The organism is Clostridioides sp. ZZV14-6387 (assembly GCF_020657835.1).
Lineage (GTDB): Bacteria > Bacillota > Clostridia > Peptostreptococcales > Peptostreptococcaceae > Clostridioides > Clostridioides difficile_A.
Genome location: NZ_JAGWCW010000014.1, coordinates 52,273 through 68,945, shown reverse-complemented (window position 1 = coordinate 68,945; position 16,673 = coordinate 52,273). Strand labels below are relative to the sequence as shown.

14 protein-coding genes and 1 tRNA gene are annotated in these 16,673 nt (G+C 28.6%); 3 read left to right on the top strand and 12 right to left on the bottom strand.

From position 1 onward, the window contains the following. Position 1 precedes the first annotated feature (1 nt). The 6 genes from KGF38_RS10550 to KGF38_RS10525 all read right to left on the bottom strand — a co-directional run bounded on the left by KGF38_RS10550 (position 2) and on the right by KGF38_RS10525 (position 6,924). Positions 2-3,031, bottom strand: coding sequence for an EAL domain-containing protein (locus tag KGF38_RS10550; RefSeq protein ID WP_167639752.1), 3,030 nt, complete (start codon positions 3,029-3,031; stop codon positions 2-4). A 52-nt stretch (positions 3,032-3,083) separates the two neighbouring features. Beyond that, positions 3,084-4,544, bottom strand: coding sequence for an extracellular solute-binding protein (locus KGF38_RS10545; protein WP_074179185.1), 1,461 nt, complete (start codon positions 4,542-4,544; stop codon positions 3,084-3,086). 92 nt (positions 4,545-4,636) lie between these two features. After that, entirely contained in the window at positions 4,637-5,011 is a 375-nt protein-coding gene (locus KGF38_RS10540; RefSeq protein ID WP_054276063.1) for a hypothetical protein, read from the bottom strand. A gap of 177 nt (positions 5,012-5,188) precedes the next feature. Then, a complete protein-coding gene (locus KGF38_RS10535; protein ID WP_054269271.1) occupies positions 5,189-5,929 on the bottom strand; it encodes a flagellar motor protein MotB in 741 nt (246 codons plus the stop codon). 21 nt (positions 5,930-5,950) lie between these two features. Then, the gene (locus KGF38_RS10530; RefSeq protein WP_074179183.1) at positions 5,951-6,739 is read right to left on the bottom strand and encodes a motility protein A; all 789 of its coding nucleotides are present in this window, start codon (positions 6,737-6,739) and stop codon (positions 5,951-5,953) included. Between the two features lie 94 nt (positions 6,740-6,833). Next, positions 6,834-6,924, bottom strand: a tRNA-Ser gene (locus KGF38_RS10525). Positions 6,925-7,184: 260 nt separating this feature from the next. Between KGF38_RS10525 and KGF38_RS10520 the strand changes: the two genes are divergently transcribed. Further along, positions 7,185-7,949: a DeoR/GlpR family DNA-binding transcription regulator gene (locus KGF38_RS10520; protein ID WP_054269269.1), complete on the top strand. Its 765-nt coding sequence runs from the start codon at positions 7,185-7,187 to the stop codon at positions 7,947-7,949. 253 nt (positions 7,950-8,202) lie between these two features. Here the strand turns inward: KGF38_RS10520 and KGF38_RS10515 are convergent, their stop codons facing one another. Both KGF38_RS10515 and glpK read right to left on the bottom strand, forming a co-directional pair. Beyond that, the gene (locus KGF38_RS10515) at positions 8,203-9,318 is read right to left on the bottom strand and encodes an ethanolamine utilization protein EutH (RefSeq protein WP_074179182.1); all 1,116 of its coding nucleotides are present in this window, start codon (positions 9,316-9,318) and stop codon (positions 8,203-8,205) included. A gap of 40 nt (positions 9,319-9,358) precedes the next feature. Further along, positions 9,359-10,885, bottom strand: coding sequence for a glycerol kinase GlpK (glpK, locus tag KGF38_RS10510; protein ID WP_054269267.1), 1,527 nt, complete (start codon positions 10,883-10,885; stop codon positions 9,359-9,361). Between the two features lie 290 nt (positions 10,886-11,175). On the opposite strand from glpK, the gene KGF38_RS10505 reads away from it, so the two are divergent. Next, positions 11,176-12,273, top strand: coding sequence for a pyridoxal-phosphate-dependent aminotransferase family protein (locus KGF38_RS10505; protein ID WP_074179181.1), 1,098 nt, complete (start codon positions 11,176-11,178; stop codon positions 12,271-12,273). Between the two features lie 409 nt (positions 12,274-12,682). On the opposite strand, the gene KGF38_RS10500 is transcribed toward KGF38_RS10505, so the two are convergent. After that, positions 12,683-13,195: a hypothetical protein gene (locus KGF38_RS10500; RefSeq protein ID WP_054269265.1), complete on the bottom strand. Its 513-nt coding sequence runs from the start codon at positions 13,193-13,195 to the stop codon at positions 12,683-12,685. A 544-nt stretch (positions 13,196-13,739) separates the two neighbouring features. On the opposite strand from KGF38_RS10500, the gene KGF38_RS10495 reads away from it, so the two are divergent. Continuing rightward, complete coding sequence (locus KGF38_RS10495; protein ID WP_074179180.1) at positions 13,740-14,615, top strand: DUF4300 family protein; 876 nt, start codon at positions 13,740-13,742, stop codon at positions 14,613-14,615. Positions 14,616-14,785: 170 nt separating this feature from the next. Here the strand turns inward: KGF38_RS10495 and hisJ are convergent, their stop codons facing one another. From hisJ to KGF38_RS10480, 3 genes are all read right to left on the bottom strand, one after another. Beyond that, positions 14,786-15,565 carry a histidinol-phosphatase HisJ gene (gene hisJ / locus KGF38_RS10490; protein ID WP_054269263.1) on the bottom strand — a complete coding sequence of 260 codons (780 nt, stop codon included), beginning with the start codon at positions 15,563-15,565 and terminating at the stop codon, positions 14,786-14,788. A gap of 311 nt (positions 15,566-15,876) precedes the next feature. Continuing rightward, the gene (locus tag KGF38_RS10485) at positions 15,877-16,227 is read right to left on the bottom strand and encodes a hypothetical protein (RefSeq protein WP_054269262.1); all 351 of its coding nucleotides are present in this window, start codon (positions 16,225-16,227) and stop codon (positions 15,877-15,879) included. 15 nt (positions 16,228-16,242) lie between these two features. Then, positions 16,243-16,659: a DUF3842 family protein gene (locus KGF38_RS10480; protein ID WP_054269261.1), complete on the bottom strand. Its 417-nt coding sequence runs from the start codon at positions 16,657-16,659 to the stop codon at positions 16,243-16,245. Positions 16,660-16,673 lie beyond the last annotated feature (14 nt).

Here is a 16,673-nt window from a genome sequence, read left to right as displayed (position 1 = left end):
ATTAAATCACATCATTCCTATTTTCATGACACATCTTGAGCTCTTTCTTAATTTTATCACTTACATCTTCAGGGATAAATGATGGTTTACTAATATAATACCCCTGCATATAATCTATTCCAAGATTAATTAATGTTTCCATCTCACTTTTAGTCTCTACACCTTCTGCTATTACTTTAATATCTCTTTCATTAGAATATGAAATAAGGTTTTTTAATATTTTCTGTCTGTCTTCATCTTTATCAATACCTCTTACAATGGACATATCAATCTTTACGTAATTTGGCATTATATATAACAGTACAGCATCTCCATTGTAACCTGTTCCAAAATCATCCAAAGCAATCTCTATATTCCAATGGCTTATATAAGATTTCTTTTTCTCAATAAAATCTTCATTAATTTTATCATTTTCTGTTATTTCTAATACAACTCTATTTAAATATCTACCATATAAATCTTCAATTTCTTCAAAATCAACTCTTGATAAGTTATTATTTGGAATAGAATTTAAAAACAATTTACAATCTCCAAACTTATCTCTGTATTTTTTAAATGATTTAAGTGCTTTGAACCATGTAATACGCTCAATTTGATAGAGTTTAGATTGTGAACGAGCCAATCTAATAACATCTACTGGAGAACTGAAAGTCTTTATTTTAGGTCTCATAAGCGCCTCATATGCAAAAACTTCTCCTTTACAATCTACAATAGCTTGAAATGCATATTCAACAAGTTGTCCATCAATCAATTTATTTAACTCTTCTCTATTACTCAGTAAGAATGAATCTTTATTATATACATTAATATCAAACTCACTCACTTCGCCCTTGATTGTATTTTTAATTTGATACATAGCAAAATCTGCATATCTCATTAATTCATCATAATTACATGAGTCATAAGGATACCAAGAAACCCCAGCTGATGCCCTTATTTTAAATTCTGTTCCATCATGAAGTTTTAGTAATGTATTGCTCATCTGTATCTTAACAGAATTGATAATATCTCTTATACTCTCTTTACTCTCATATCCATATATAAATACATAAAACTCATCACCTGAAAGCCTAGAAACTATACCATTCCATGATATAAACTTTTTAAGTATACCTGCTGCACATCTAATGTATTCATCACCAGCATCATGTCCATATGTATCATTGATATATTTTAAATTATCTAAGTCCCACATAATAAAGGCTGCTACCTTAAGTTCATCTTTATTTTTAAATTTCTCTTGAATCTGTGAGTAAAATGCTCTTCTATTTAAAAGATTAGTTAAAATATCAAAATCTCTTTCATATTCTATCTTCCTTTTCTCAATGAACTCTTTGGTTACATCTACAACAACACCAAGAACCTTTAGCTCATCTTCAACAATATTTAGTCTTACCCACTTAGACCTTTTATCTTCAGATTCAAATTTATATATGTATGTATTTTCTGTTTCATAATTTTCTTGTAAATATTCATCTAGCTCTTTTAGTTTTTTAAGAAACTTATCTTTTCTCACATAACCATATTCTTGAAATTCTTTTTCTGTAATAAATACATTAAAAAATTCTTTTGTACAAAAAACGCTCTCTGTATTTTTATACAATTCAAAAGCCCCAATAGGCATATCTACCATCTCAATAATCTGTGATAATTTTGAAGAAGAGTCTGCAACATTTGCACTAAGTATCTCTATAGCCGAAGATAATTCATCTATTTCAGATATATTTATCTTATCAAGATTTACTGGTTTTGATGGGTTACTATTTCTAACTTTTTTAGCTAGAAGAACAATTGGTTTTGTAAATAATCTTGATGCTATATAAATACCTACAAGTCCTATTGCTAAAGAAATTGCAATAGAAATTATAACTAACCTCTCAACTCTTTTTGAAAAAGACAAAAGACTTTTTTCCTCAATAATACCCAAAAGTGCCCAACGTTCATTTTCAAATGGAGTATTAGAGTTGTATAAATCTATATATTGTACACTAGCATAAATATTACCACAACTATAATCATCCTCTTCATTTTTAATCTTATATACATTCTTATAAGATTCTTTCTGTTCTAAATTAGAATGTAAACCATCCCAAAATTTTTCTTTTAGTGAATATCCATTTGAAACTACATTTTCAAATGCCATATCATCATTCCTGTCTACACCTAAAATGTAATTACCTTTTTTATTACTATGTATTTCTGTATATGGCAGTAATTCACTTAAATAATTTATACTTAAATCTATTCCAAGCACTCCATATACAGTTCCATCTTCATAAATAAGAGGAACTGAATATGTCATTACCTTATCTCCTGCATTTGTCAATAGAAACTGGCTTCCCCAGTAACCTAAATTAGAACTTGATACATTTGGGTTATCAATCGCCGCTCTAAATGGCTTGTAAAAAAAATTATCTCCCTTTCGTGTATTTTCACCTTTAAATGAAAATTTTGGAGCCCAATAACTATCCATAGATATTCCAAAGTTTCTTGCTATATCTGATGAGCCTCTCTCAATTAACAAATCAGAATTGTCATTTGGGTTAAATTTAGGGTCTAAATCTCTTATGTACAATCCAGTCTTGCTTACTTCACCTTTATTATTCATAGAATCATTTTCAATATTTTTATTACTTAAGATTATAAAAGAACCTGTCACAGAGTTTTTTCTCAAAAGATATATCAAATCACTTGATATATTTTTTATAATCTCTTTGTTAATTTCTTCATTGTCACCTACATCCTTGATTGAAGCATTATTTTCATCCAAGACCTTCTTTACAGATGAATTAATTGCGGATTCCGTTTCACTTGTTTTTGACCATCTTTGCAACATCTCATTTTGTATATAGTTTTTACGATTAATTACTCTTTCATTTAAAATATCAAATGAGTTGTCATTTAACTTCTGAATAGTTCCTCCCCATAAAATTGTGGCACAAAATAAACTTGTTTGAATTAGCATAACAATAATTAGGGGAAATATCATCTTTTTCATTATTGAATTATTTTTTCTTAGATTGTTTTCCATACTTATTCCACCTATACCTTTGTGCATGTCGACACATTAACCGCCAATTCACCTACTCTTTTGTAGCATTTTCAAGCTCAGCCTTAAAATTTTTGAACCAAGTTTCAAAATTCTTTTCATTATTAAATTGTGTTACTGCATCCTTTTTAGAAGTTCCATTTTTTATTAATTCATTTATTTTATTTAAATCTTCTTTAGCTTTATCAAGCATTGAATATTCAAGAACTTGTCTAGCTTTAGTTCCACCATCAAAAGCTTTATTCGTATATAAATTACAACTATTAATTTGTTCAATAGATGAGACTAATGAGCCCTCAACTTTATCTGATACCTTTAAATCATCTTTTTTCATAACTTCTTTTATAACATCTAAATCATTTGTTTTTTTCTTCACTGGTAAGTATCCAGAAGAAATAGAGAATTTTATATTAGGTTCTTTATCTGTAAACCATTTTAAGAATTCTACTGATGCAAATTCTTCTTCTTTAGTGGATTTTGTTACAGCCATTCCTGCACCTTGTTGTACCGCATATTTTTCTTTTCCTTTAAAACGTGGAGCTTGAAAAACAGATGTTTCAATCTTATAACTCTCATTGTCATTTAACATTACTCTATCTGGGAAGTATGCTGCTCCTGAGCTAGAACCCACAAGAGCTAATATATCTCCTGTTTTTGCATCATCAGAACGAAACTTACCATAAGATGCGAAATATCCATTTATATATGGGACATAGAAATTATCCCATAATTTTCTCATAACTTTTTCATCAATATTTAATGTAACTTTTCCGTCTTTAACAGAAAAAAGTTCTACTCCTAATTGTTTACTTCCTATAATAATATAATTTGCTAAAGCATCTCTTCCAAAAAATGCTTTACCATCGTTAGGTTCTTTTGTTAAACTATCTGTCCATTCATAATATTTTTTTGATATTTCTGTTAATCCCTCTATTGTTTTTATATCATCTATATTTGAATTTGTAGCTTTGGCAAATTTATCCCAATCAGTCTTATTTATCATCAAAACCTCAGTCGATTTTGCAATTGGAAAAAGTTTAAATTCATCATTAGAATTTATTCTACCCTCTTCTACATATTCTTCTATATATTCATTTAATTCCTCTTTACTTATATACTTGTCCATGTCCACTAGTAATCCTAATTTGTCCATTTCATAGGCAGTATCTGAGTATGCTGCAAATATATTTGGTACATCTTCAGAACCAACTTTTTTATTTGCAGAATCTAAAACCTTTTCTGATAAATCAACTACATTACCTTGACTAAACGCTTCAATAATAATTCCTTTTTCAGCACCTACAGTATCATTAAATTCCTTAACAAGCTTATCAAAAGCCATTTTTTGCTGTCCATTATAATAATGCCAAATTTCTATCGATGTCGGATTCTCTGGATCTAGCTTATAATTATCTTCCTTTTTCAGACTACATCCTGTAAGTAATAAAACAATCATTGATGTGATAATTAATTTCGCAAACTTACGCCTATTCATAAAATCTACTCCTTCAAATTTATAAAATTTATAATAGCATTAAAACTCCAACTTCACTATTTATATTAATTATAGAACCTTTACTGATATATTTAAACAGGATTAACAACATATTTAAAAGCAATTAAGAAACATATAATTACAAATATTGAAAATAAAGCTTTTACATAATTTTTATTTCTAAATGCCCCAAACGATACTAAACCTTGTTGAATAGCTACTGTAATCACTAAAAGTATCATTATTACATTAAGTTGAACTAATTTAAACAAATAAAGTAAAGAAAATATTACTAAAAGGACACATAACACAATACTAGACTTATTGATAATATCATCAATTTTATCTACCTTTTTAGAATTTTTATTAGTTTCCTTTAACTTTTCTTTATTTAAAGTCTCAACTTTTTTATTATACCTTTGTCTCGTTTTATCTTTATACTTTGTGTTTTTATTCTTATTACTCATTTGTTTCCTCACCCTCTATAAAATTTTTTAAATTGAGTTTTTATTGTTTAAACATTATATATTTAAGATACCATATATTCTTCAAAAAAGGTAACTTACTGTTCATCTATTTTTAATTTTAACACAAAAAAACTATCTCTTTTTAGAAATAATTCTATATTGAGATAGTTTGTTTAACTATTTATTTTCACCAACATTTTCTACATTATCATATTTACTATCAACTAAGACTATATCAACTCTCCTATTTTTTGACCTACCATCTTGAGATGAATTTTCTGCTATTGGTCTAAATTCGCCATATCCTACAGCAGACAACTTATCTGGTGCTATACCTGCACTATCAATAAGAAGTTGAACAACATTAGTTGCTCTCATAACTGATAAATCCCAATTCGACTTAAATTCAGAATTTTTTATAGACATATTGTCCGTGTGACCTTCTACTCTTATGTAACTGTTCATTTCATTTAGCATCTTACCTATTTGGATAATCTTATCTCTAGAATTACTCTTTACAATTGCTTTTCCAGTATCAAATAATATAGTATCTTTAAGACTTATTACCAACCCTCTATCTTGAGCTTTTAATGATACTGAATTTGCCATACCATTTTCGTTTAAATACTTTTGAATTTCCTCTCCTACTTTTTTAAACTCAGCATTTTGTAAACTATCTAAATTACTACTACCTGGTTCAACTACTGGTTCCATTTGGCTTTTACCACCTTCAATAACTCCTGAAGAACCACCAAAAGCAGAATTTAGAGATTCAGATAATTGTTTATATTTCTCTGCATCAACATTACTCATAGAATACATTATGACAAAGAAAATCATAAGTAGTGTTATGAGGTCTGAATAAGTTAAAAGCCATCGCTCATTGTTTTCTTCTTTTTCATCTTCATCATGTAACATAAATATTCCATCCTTATTATATTATTCAGTTCTACCATCAGTTTCTTCAAGTTCAATTAATTCTTTTGAATTTAAAAATATTTTTAATTTTTCTGTCATTAAATTAGAATTGTCACCCTCAAGTATAGATAATATTGCTTCTATTACCAAAAGTCTTTCATTTATTTCTTGTTGATTTATAGCCTTAAGTTTTGATGCTACTGGTATCCATATTAAATTGGCAGAACCAACACCATACAATGTAGCTAGAAATGCAACAGATATTTGAGGTCCCAGTGCATCTGGGTTACTCGAAAGATTACCTAAAATATGTACTAATCCCATAACTGTACCTATTATCCCCAGTGTAGGTGCAAATCCCCCTGCTGAATCAAATATTGATATACCTTCTTTATGTCGTTTTGATGTTACTTGTATCTGCGATTCCAAGATATTTCTTATAGTAGCTGAATCAACTCCATCTACCATAAGTTCAAGCCCCTTTCTAATAAAAGGGTCTAAGTCATCATTCTCGCTTATTTCTTTATCAATGCTAAGAAGCCCCTCTTTTCTAGCTTTAATTGCAATTTCTTTAAAATAGATTATATTTTCTACATTATTAGGTTTTTTATTTTTAAAAGCTAATAACATTATCTTTACTGACTTTTTAAATACAGGGAATGGTGTTGAGGCTCCAACGGCACCTATAGTTCCACCAAAAACAACAAGTGCTGATGAAAATACAAATAGTGCTCCAACGTGTCCTCCATCAATAACAAAAGCAACCACTAAAGACGCTATTCCCACTATGAAAAAAATTAAAGTTGTCATCTATTTCCTCCTTTCTTTAGTTTTACTTGATAAATTACTTTTATTAATAGACACTACAAAAAGACTACCTTTAACAAGAATAGCCTTTAATAATTGGCGGAGAAGGAGGGATTCGAACCCTCGCACCGGTTACCCAGCCTAATCCCTTAGCAGGGGATCCTCTTGAGCCACTTGAGTACTTCTCCAGATTGTCTGTACTAGTAAATTATATAATAAAATTATATTTTAGTCAATTATTTTGTAAAATTTAAGTTATTTTGAATTATTAAATATCTATTTTTACTTTTTTGCTTAAATGTAAGTTTCAAATATGGTAAAATTATCTTGCATAATACTTATAATATTATTTGATAACTATACATACATTAACAAATATACATAAATCCTGACTTAATCATAAGTTATGCCAAAATCTAAAATAATATTAACCCAAGGAGGATATTCCATGCTACCACAAGAAAGATACGAGAAGATTTTAAGTATTCTCGAATCAGATAATATAATTAAAATAAATGACATCGTTCAAATGTTTGACATATCAATAGAAACTGCACGAAGAGATTTAGCTCATATGGAAAGTATCGGGCTTTTAAAAAGAGTCTATGGTGGTGCTATACCAGTTATAGCAAGTAGTGTAGAACTCAACTATGTTAAAAGAAAAAAAATAAACTCAAATGATAAAAAACAAATTGCCATAAAATGCAGTGAGTTTATAAATACAAATGATACTATTTTTATGGATACTGGAACTACTGTCCTTGAAGTTTCAAAAAATTTAAAAGATAAAAAAAATCTAACTGTAATAACCAACTCAATTTTAGTGGCAAATGAACTTATGAATACTAATATAAAAGTATACGTGCTTGGTGGTTATCTTAGAGAAACTGAAGGTTCTTTTTCTGGTCCACTTACACTGTCAGCTATTGAACAGTTTAATGTTGATAAAGCTATTTTAGGTGCTGGAGGTATCACTCTTGAAAATGGTATTTCTGACTATCATTTAGAAGAGGCACTTGTTAGAAAAAAAATGATTGAAAGGTCTAGAAAATCTATAGTGGTTGTTGAACCTCCTAAGTTTGGTATAAATTCATTTGCATCAGTTGCTCCTATAGAACATATAGATACTATTATTACATCTTCTAGTATAGACCATGATATAATAATAGAATTTTCTCAAAGAGGAATACCTTTAGTCATAGCTGATAATTAGTTCATATGATTGGTTTTTGATTCCTTGATATAATAGATTAAAGTTAAGGAGCCAAATAATTATTTATTTAGCTCCATTTATATCTAAACAATACTTTATGTTTTTTATTATGTTACTATTTTGAGATTAGTTTAATACTTTCAATTACTTCAATGTTTATGCTACTTTATTATTTTGAACTATTTAATTATGTTATTAGTCATTTGATTTTTTAATTTAAAGTGACTTAAATTCTGTTTAAGTACTACTCGTTTCATACAACATCTTTCTTCACTCTAATATTTTGTTCTTCTTCTAAAGTTAAATCTTTTGTCATCACCATAGCAAGTGCAATTGCCAATACTCCACCAATCAACTTTCCAATTACGACAGGTGTAATCATCTCTGGTACTACTCCTGCTGTAAATCCTAAATGGTCTCCTAGAGCTGCTGTAGCACAAACCAACCATGCAGTATTTACTACTTTCCCTTTTGGACTCATATCCTTCATCATTTTATATACTGGAATACTATTAGCTAAAGTAAACACTAATCCTGCTGCACTAGTTGCATCCATGCCTAATTTTTCACCCACCATTGTAAGTGGTTTATTAAGAACTTTAACTAACAAATGCAATATTGGAAAAGTACCTAATAATACTATTGCAATACTTCCAATAACTTGAATCCCTTCTCTTATTGGTGTCATTCCTTTTATGAGTACTATACCTGTTATTTCTTGAAATGCAGCTGCTCCCAATCCTACTGTTATCAATATTGATATAAACTTCCCAAAGACTAATGACCCATTTATCATGAGTGTAGAATTAAATTTTAATCCTATAGCTAGTACCATTGCCAATATTATCACTGGTATCATATTTATAATTACCATTGATAAATTAAACCCTGCTATTAATCCTCCTACAACACCTCCAAAAGGTATTGTTATTAACCCTATTAGTAATCCTTTTGCAAAAAAGGGTCTATCTTCATATTCTATAAGACCTAGTCCTACTGGGATTGAAAATACCAAAGTACATCCAAGCATAGATGACACAACTAATCCCGCAAGCATTCCTGCCTCTTTATTATGTGCAAGTTCCATAGCTAATGGATACCCTCCCATATCATTTGCTAAAATAGTAGCAAACATAGATGGGTCTGCTCCACAAAGGTTGAAGATTGGTATTATCATAGGACCTAACACATCTGAAATGACTGGAGCTAAACAAACTATACCAACCATTCCTAAAGCTAATGGCCCCATTGAATTAAATCCTTCTTCAAATTGCTCTCCAAGCCCAAACTTATTCCCAATTATTCTATCTAACGCTCCTAAAAGCACACCCACAGCCATTATGTATAATATAATTTTATCAAAGGGCATATTTAGTTCCTCCTGTATATGTAAAATTTTCTGTTGCGCCTTAATTAGCACACAATCTTTTGGTATCGTTTTCCCAATTCATAGCTCTTTTTACTGCCTGATTCCAGCCAATTAATATTTCTTCTCTTTTTTGTTCAGTCATATTTGGTATATATTTTTTACTTATTGTAAATTCGCTTCTAATCTCATCAATACTATTCCAAACACCACATGAAAGACCTGCCATATAGCCTACCCCAAGTACTGTTGTTTCAGTGTTTTCTGCAATTTCAATTGGTATATCTAATATGTCAGATTGAAATTGCATGGTAAAATTATTCTTAGTAATTCCACCATCTACTCTCAACATTTTTATATTTTTACCTGAAGCTAAATTCATGGAATCAACAACATCCTTAACTTGAAGTGCAACAGATTCAAGAGTTGCCCTTACTATATGCTCTTTTTTAGTACTTCCTGTTATTCCAACCATTGTACCTCTAGCATATTGGTCCCAATAAGGTGCTGCAATACCTGCAAACGCTGGCACAAAATATACACCACCAGTACTTGTGATTGAATTTGCCATATCATCAGTTTCAGAATAATTTTTTATGACTCCAATTCCATCTCTAAGCCATTGTATCGCCGCACCTGCTATATATACACCTCCATCATAAGCATATGTAACTTTATCACCTATCTTCCAAGCAACAGTTGTCAATATACCATTACCTGCTATATTTAACTCCTCACCTATATTCATATATAAGAAACATCCTGTGCCATAAGTATTTTTTACCATACCTGGTTCAAAACATCCATTACCAAATAAAGCTGCTGGTTGGTCAACCATTGATGCAGTGATTTTTATAGAGACACCACAAAATGCCTCCTTATTTGTAGTTCCGAAATCTCCACTGGTAGGCATTATATCTGCTAAAATATTTCTAGGTATCCCTATAATATCAAGTAACTCTCTATCCCAATCCATATCTCTTATATTAAAAAGCATTGTTCTTGCTGCTGTGGATACATCAGTTAAAAAAGATTTTCCTCCTGTCATTTTCCAAATTAGCCAACTATCTAATGTTCCTGCAAGCACTTCTCCATTTTTTATTTTTTCCTTTACACCTTTTACATTGTCTATTACCCATCTAATTTTTGTGCCTGAGAAATATGGGTCTATAATTAGCCCAGTCTTATCTATTATTTTATTTTCTAGACCTGGCACCCTCTTTAAATTTTCCACATAATCATAAGTTCTCCTACACTGCCATACAATAGCATTATAAAGAGGCATACCTGTATTTTTATCCCATAGCATTACTGTTTCACCTTGATTATCTATACCAATTCCTTTTATGTCACTTTCATTGATTCCACTTTTAAAAGCTTGCTGTAATACATTATTACTTACAGTCTTTGTATTATTCCAAATTTCTATAGGGTCATGTTCGACGTATCCAGATTGTGGATATATTTGAGTATGTTCCATATAATCACTAAAAACAAACTCTGATTTTTCATTTATTAATACTGCTCTTGTTCCTGTTGTTCCTTGGTCAATTGCTAATACATATTTCACTTTAAACGTCCCCCTTATTTTTCAGAATTAATAAATTCTTTTTTATTTTTTGAATATAAAATCTATTCAAGTTATTTATATTTTATATCATTCTGTGGATTTATACAATATTTATTACAATATTTTTTGTATTTTTTAATTAAAATGATTTTAAAAGTATTTTAATTAAAATATTATTGCAATATTTACTATTTTATTCTATAATCTAGTTAAATTAACACATAAACTTATAATATATACACACAAACAGTCATAAAGAAATTAAAATTAAACTTTGAGGAGGATTTACAATGAAAAAAACATATCTATTTAGTCCTGGACCAGTAATGGTTACAGATAGGGTTAGAAATTCACTTCTTCACTATGATATATGCCATAGAGGGGATGAGTTTATGGATTTATTCAAGGATACGCAGAAGAAAATCAATAAATTATACAACGCAACTTCTGATTACTACTCATTAGTTGTATCTGGCTCTGGAACATCTGTAAATGAATGTGTATTGTCTTCTATATTCAATAAAGAAGATGCTGTTTTATTAGTTAGCAATGGTGTTTTTGGGGAAAGACTAGAAGAAATATTATCTGCTTATAGTGTAAAAACATATAAGCCAAAATTTGAATGGGCAGAATATCCAGATATAGACATTTTAGAAAAATACATAACTGAGAACCCTGATATAAAAGTAATTGCCATGGTATTTCATGAAACTAGCTCAGGTATGATAAATCCAGTTCCTGAACTAGGAAAACTTGCTAAAAAGTACAATAAAATATTCTTTGTGGATGCAATAAGCGCTTCTGCAGGAGAATATATTGATGTGGATGAGTTCAATATAGATATAATAACTGGTGTTGGTGGTAAAGCCCTTGGTGCATTTCCAGGATCTGCATACATTTGTGCTAAAGAAAACATTTTACAAAATATTAAAGAATATCAATGTAAAAATGTGTACCTTAGTCTTTATAAACACTACAAACTTGCAAAATCATCCTCTCAAACACCAAATACACCTAATGTCACTTTAATATTTGCTCTTAATGAAGCTTTAACTGAGTTTTTAGAAGATGACAATAAAATAGAAAGATATAGAGAATGTTCTGCTATTTTAAGAAATGGAATGGAAGAACTAGGTCTAACATTTTTACTTCCAGATAAGTATATGTCTAATACAGTTACCTCTGTGTTTTTGCCTAAAGAAATAGATATAAATAAGTTTATATTGGATTTAGAAAGGGAAAATGGTTATGTAGTATATCCTGGAAAAGGCAAATTCTTAGATGCTAATATCTTCCAAGTCGCAAACATGGGAGAAATATATCCAGAAGATTGTTACAAATTTTTAGATGTCTTAAAATCAAAACTAGAAATTAAAAAAGCTATGTAAATATTTATAAAATTGACTTATATTACTGTTTAGAATTATTGCAAAATCCTGTTTTATCATAATAGAAAAATTTATTTCAGCATGGAGTAAACATTTAATACCATTTCGTTTTAATGCTCTTTAATCTTTATTGATTAAATTCTATAGTATATCAGTACGAATCAAATAGACTGATTTTTTTTAATTTTCATTCAATAAATTAGATTTTATATTTTCTATAAGGGTGAACTCTAAATATATAAAGTTCACCCTCACATTAAATTTTATATTTTTAATACAATCATTTTTAGATTTAGTTATCTTATGTTTTTAATACAATAGTTTTAGATTTGGTTATCCTATATTTTTGATACAACATTTTTACATTTAACTATTTTATATTTTAATATAATCGTGTTTACATTTAATGTTATTTTTCAAGCTCATCAAAGTAATTATATACAACAACTTTACCTGTTTCTTTATCTGTTGTCTTTATAATTCCTTTCGCTCCATTTACTTCTTCTTTTGTAAATTCATCATCTAACACAACTTTAAATTTATCTTCCTTCCCATATCCTTGTTGGAATTCGTCTCTTAAAATTGCATTTTTTTCTTCTTTTGGCTTCAATTCAAATTCGATTCCAGATTTCATCTCATCAAAATAGTTTAATACTACTACTTCATTATTCACTTTATTAGTAGTCTTTATAATCCCTTTTGCTCCATTCACTTCTTCTTTTGTAAATTCATCATCTAATGTTATATTGAATTTGTCTTCTTTTCCATACTCCTCTTGAAAATCTCTTTTCATCTCATTGTATTTAGTCTCAAATTCCTTATTATCATTTAATTCCATAGCTGATACATTTGTCAATGATACTCCTATCATCATAATTGTTAATGCTGAGACTACACCAGTTTTAAATTTTTTTACTTTCATATCTTACCTCCTAAATTAAATATTCTCAATGCAATTATATAAAGAAAGTCATAAGTTTTACAGTTTCATTCTTGTAACTAAAATTACTATTATGTAACCAAACTTTTCATTTCAACTATTCCTTAAAAATCACTTTTTTGAGGAATAGTTGAAATGAAATAATAAGATTTTTGTGTTTATTAATATCCTTAAAATTAGATTAATCAAATATCTTTTTAATAAAATAAAAAGTTTGTATATACTTCAAGCCAACTTATTTACTTAAAATCTTATAATAATCAACTCTAAAATATCTATCTATTCTAGCAACAATTCATTTATTTTTACTATACAAAATATATCAAACATACTAAGCATAATCTTCTAAATATTCATAAAATACATACCCCATCTTAGTATATATATTTACATTTTCAAAAAAAGTTTTAAATAACGTTATATTTTTTACAACAGTTTTGTAATTAAAAACATATTGAAGCTAAAATTAAATGTACTATATACTATAAATATGTCGACAAAATAAATTAAAAAAGGAGAGATATAAGTGAAAAAAAATCTATTAATAGTAATATGCTCAGTTGTCTTAGTGTTATCAAGTATAATTACTATATTTGCATACTCCAATATCAAGAATAATAAACTAGTTTATTCTAATATGGTAGATAAGAAAATTCAAAATAATGTAAAAGAAGTTTTAGAAGAAAATAAGGTTAGTAAACAAGACATAGATACATTCATTAAAGCGATTAATAATTATAACAAACATCAAGTTAAAATACTCCAAAATAATATAAACATATCTAAATCAGGATATTCTTCAACTGATGAAAAGCAAGTTCCATACAACCTTGAAAAACTACAAGATAATTGGATGAAAAAATACACTGATTATATGGACGTAAATTGTAGAATAACAGCTTTTAGACTTTTCAAAGATTTTATAAATTCAAATAAGAAATTTACTGGAGACTCTATTGATTTAAATATAGACTTAGATACTATAACGAACAATAAAGATGCTAAATTTAGTCCCAAAGATGTAGAAAAATTTATTAACTTTTTTTCTGCAATACCAACTAAAGACACAGATGACATAAGCAAAAATGCAGAACAAATAAAAAGTGAATGGAAAAAGAGAAAAATATCTTTTAGAGATAATAAAAATATGTCTATTATATGTGGATTTATTCGCTATCCAGAAACTAAGAATGTATTTATAGGTCATACAGGTATATGTATTAAGACTAGTAATGATATTTTATTTATAGAAAAGTATGGAGTTACAGCTCCTTATCAAGTTACTAAATTTAAAAGTAAAAAAGATGTAAAGAATTATATGTTCAATAGATTGAAAATGTCAGAAGGAGGAGGAGAATTACTTGACCCAATAATAATGGAAAATGATAAACTTATGAAGTAATTGCTTTAAACACAAAATAACATTTCTAATTACTAAATTAACATAAGAACATACAGATAAAATATATTAGTTTTAATTTCCATTATTATTTTAAATTAGTCAAACTTACAAAAGACTGTAGATAAATTTATTTTATACAAACTTATCTACAGTCTTTTATGTGAATATCGCTAAAAAATATTATAGTTATTTATTTCCTCTGCACAATGAGAATCTGACCCTAGAACTAGCGGAATATCATATTCTTTTACTAATTTTAATAAGTATCCATCTATATAAGGTTCTTTACAGTACTCTTTTCTATTACCAGAAACATTGTAGTCAAGTTCATATCCTTTTTCTTTGACTAACTTTATTAAATCTTCAAGAATCTTATTTCCTTCATAATCATATGGAAATACTTGATTAAACTTTCTAACTAAATTTAAATGCCCTATTCTTCTTGGCTTATATATTCCTAAATCCGAATTTACAGCTTTTATCAACGTCTCATAATACTTATTATAAACATCTTCAATACTTCCTAGTTTGTCAATCAAATTTTGAAACTCTTCCACACTATAATCCACACAATAATAACCATCATCAATCTTAATTATATGTACTGATAAAAGAGAATCCTCTAATTCTTCTCCATATTTATCTAAGTTTTGTTTTATTCCTTCTTCATACCCTTCTATAAAATCTACTTCCGACCCTACATTTATCTTAATTTCATCCTTATATTTTTCCTTCAATTTCTTAACATCATTGAGATACTTTGGTAAGTCTTCAATACTCATACAACTATCATTTTCAGGAGCAGGGTCTTTAAATCCATCTGCATATGGAAAATGCTCTGTAAATGTCATTTCTGTTATGCCAACAGCAATTGCTCTTTGTATATATTTTTTAAAATCATCCTTACTTCCATGAGGACAATAAGGCGAATGTATATGACCGTCTTTCATAAATAACTCATCTCCTTTTTAAATAAAAACTTCTTATAAACATATAAATTCTTTAAACTCTAAAATAAAATCTTTTAATCATACTAATCTTTATTATATCTAATATCGAAGTAATTTTAAACAGTCTTAAGAGTATCTTAACATTAATATTCGTTTTAAATAGTAATACACAGTATATTAACATTGAACACCCCAATTTTACAGTAAAATTTACTCATTAAGATATATTACAAATTTAACAGAAATTTCAATAATTAAATATCAAAAACGTAAAAATCGCCTATATCAAATATATAAGCGATTAATCATATTTACATATGTTTTTTGGCCTCTAGCAACATCTTATTAGCTTCTTCCATACACTCTATAGCTTTTTCAATACTCTTTGCTGTCTCTTCTTTTCCAATTGCTCTAGCCTTTTCAACCCACTCTCTAAATCCTTCTTCATGAGTTTCATTGTGATTTATCCAATGTACTAAAAGTATTTTTAAAGTTTTTTCATCCTTAGACTCTGATGATTCCTCATGACTATGTTCGTGGTCGTGGTCATGAGCATGGTCATGTGGATGTTCATGACATATATCTCCATGAATATGTTCGTGGCAGTGGTCATGGTCATGATTGCCATGATGATATCTTACAATCTCTCTATCAAAAATCATTAGTTATTCCCCCTGTTATTTTATATTAAATTCTTTCTTTATAAGACTTACAGAATCTTTTACAAGTAGTGCTAATGGTTTACCTTCTAATCCAACTAACTCTATATTTTCAGGCATAATAGGTAACAGTATCTTTAGTGCCTCACTATCTGCAATAGCTTCACTTATATTACAAGTAACTTCTCCCATCATAGAATTAGGTATTATTACAGAAATAGGTGCAACTACTATATTTGCTTTTTTGGCTGACACTACTATAGCATTTTCCCCTGTAGCTCCTTTATTAGCATGAGCTTTCATCATAGAACTAGTTGCTATAGAATTAGTCCCTAGTGCATAAATTTCTACATATGTAGGTAATTCTTCTCTCAGAGAAGAAACTATCTGGGCTCCAATACCTCCACCCATTCCATCTATCACTGCTATTATCATATGAAATTCCCCTA

Bases quoted from the DNA above. Each gene is read 5' to 3' on its own strand.
- KGF38_RS10550 (WP_167639752.1), bottom strand. From the start codon at position 3,031: ATGGAAAACAATCTAAGAAAAAATAATTCAATAATGAAAAAGATGATA.
- KGF38_RS10545 (WP_074179185.1), bottom strand. From the start codon at position 4,544: ATGAATAGGCGTAAGTTTGCGAAATTAATTATCACATCAATGATTGTT.
- KGF38_RS10540 (WP_054276063.1), bottom strand. From the start codon at position 5,011: ATGAGTAATAAGAATAAAAACACAAAGTATAAAGATAAAACGAGACAA.
- KGF38_RS10535 (WP_054269271.1), bottom strand. From the start codon at position 5,929: ATGTTACATGATGAAGATGAAAAAGAAGAAAACAATGAGCGATGGCTT.
- KGF38_RS10530 (WP_074179183.1), bottom strand. From the start codon at position 6,739: ATGACAACTTTAATTTTTTTCATAGTGGGAATAGCGTCTTTAGTGGTT.
- KGF38_RS10520 (WP_054269269.1), top strand. From the start codon at position 7,185: ATGCTACCACAAGAAAGATACGAGAAGATTTTAAGTATTCTCGAATCA.
- KGF38_RS10515 (WP_074179182.1), bottom strand. From the start codon at position 9,318: ATGCCCTTTGATAAAATTATATTATACATAATGGCTGTGGGTGTGCTT.
- KGF38_RS10505 (WP_074179181.1), top strand. From the start codon at position 11,176: ATGAAAAAAACATATCTATTTAGTCCTGGACCAGTAATGGTTACAGAT.
- KGF38_RS10500 (WP_054269265.1), bottom strand. From the start codon at position 13,195: ATGAAAGTAAAAAAATTTAAAACTGGTGTAGTCTCAGCATTAACAATT.
- hisJ (WP_054269263.1), bottom strand. From the start codon at position 15,565: ATGAAAGACGGTCATATACATTCGCCTTATTGTCCTCATGGAAGTAAG.
- KGF38_RS10485 (WP_054269262.1), bottom strand. From the start codon at position 16,227: ATGATTTTTGATAGAGAGATTGTAAGATATCATCATGGCAATCATGAC.
- KGF38_RS10480 (WP_054269261.1), bottom strand. From the start codon at position 16,659: ATGATAATAGCAGTGATAGATGGAATGGGTGGAGGTATTGGAGCCCAG.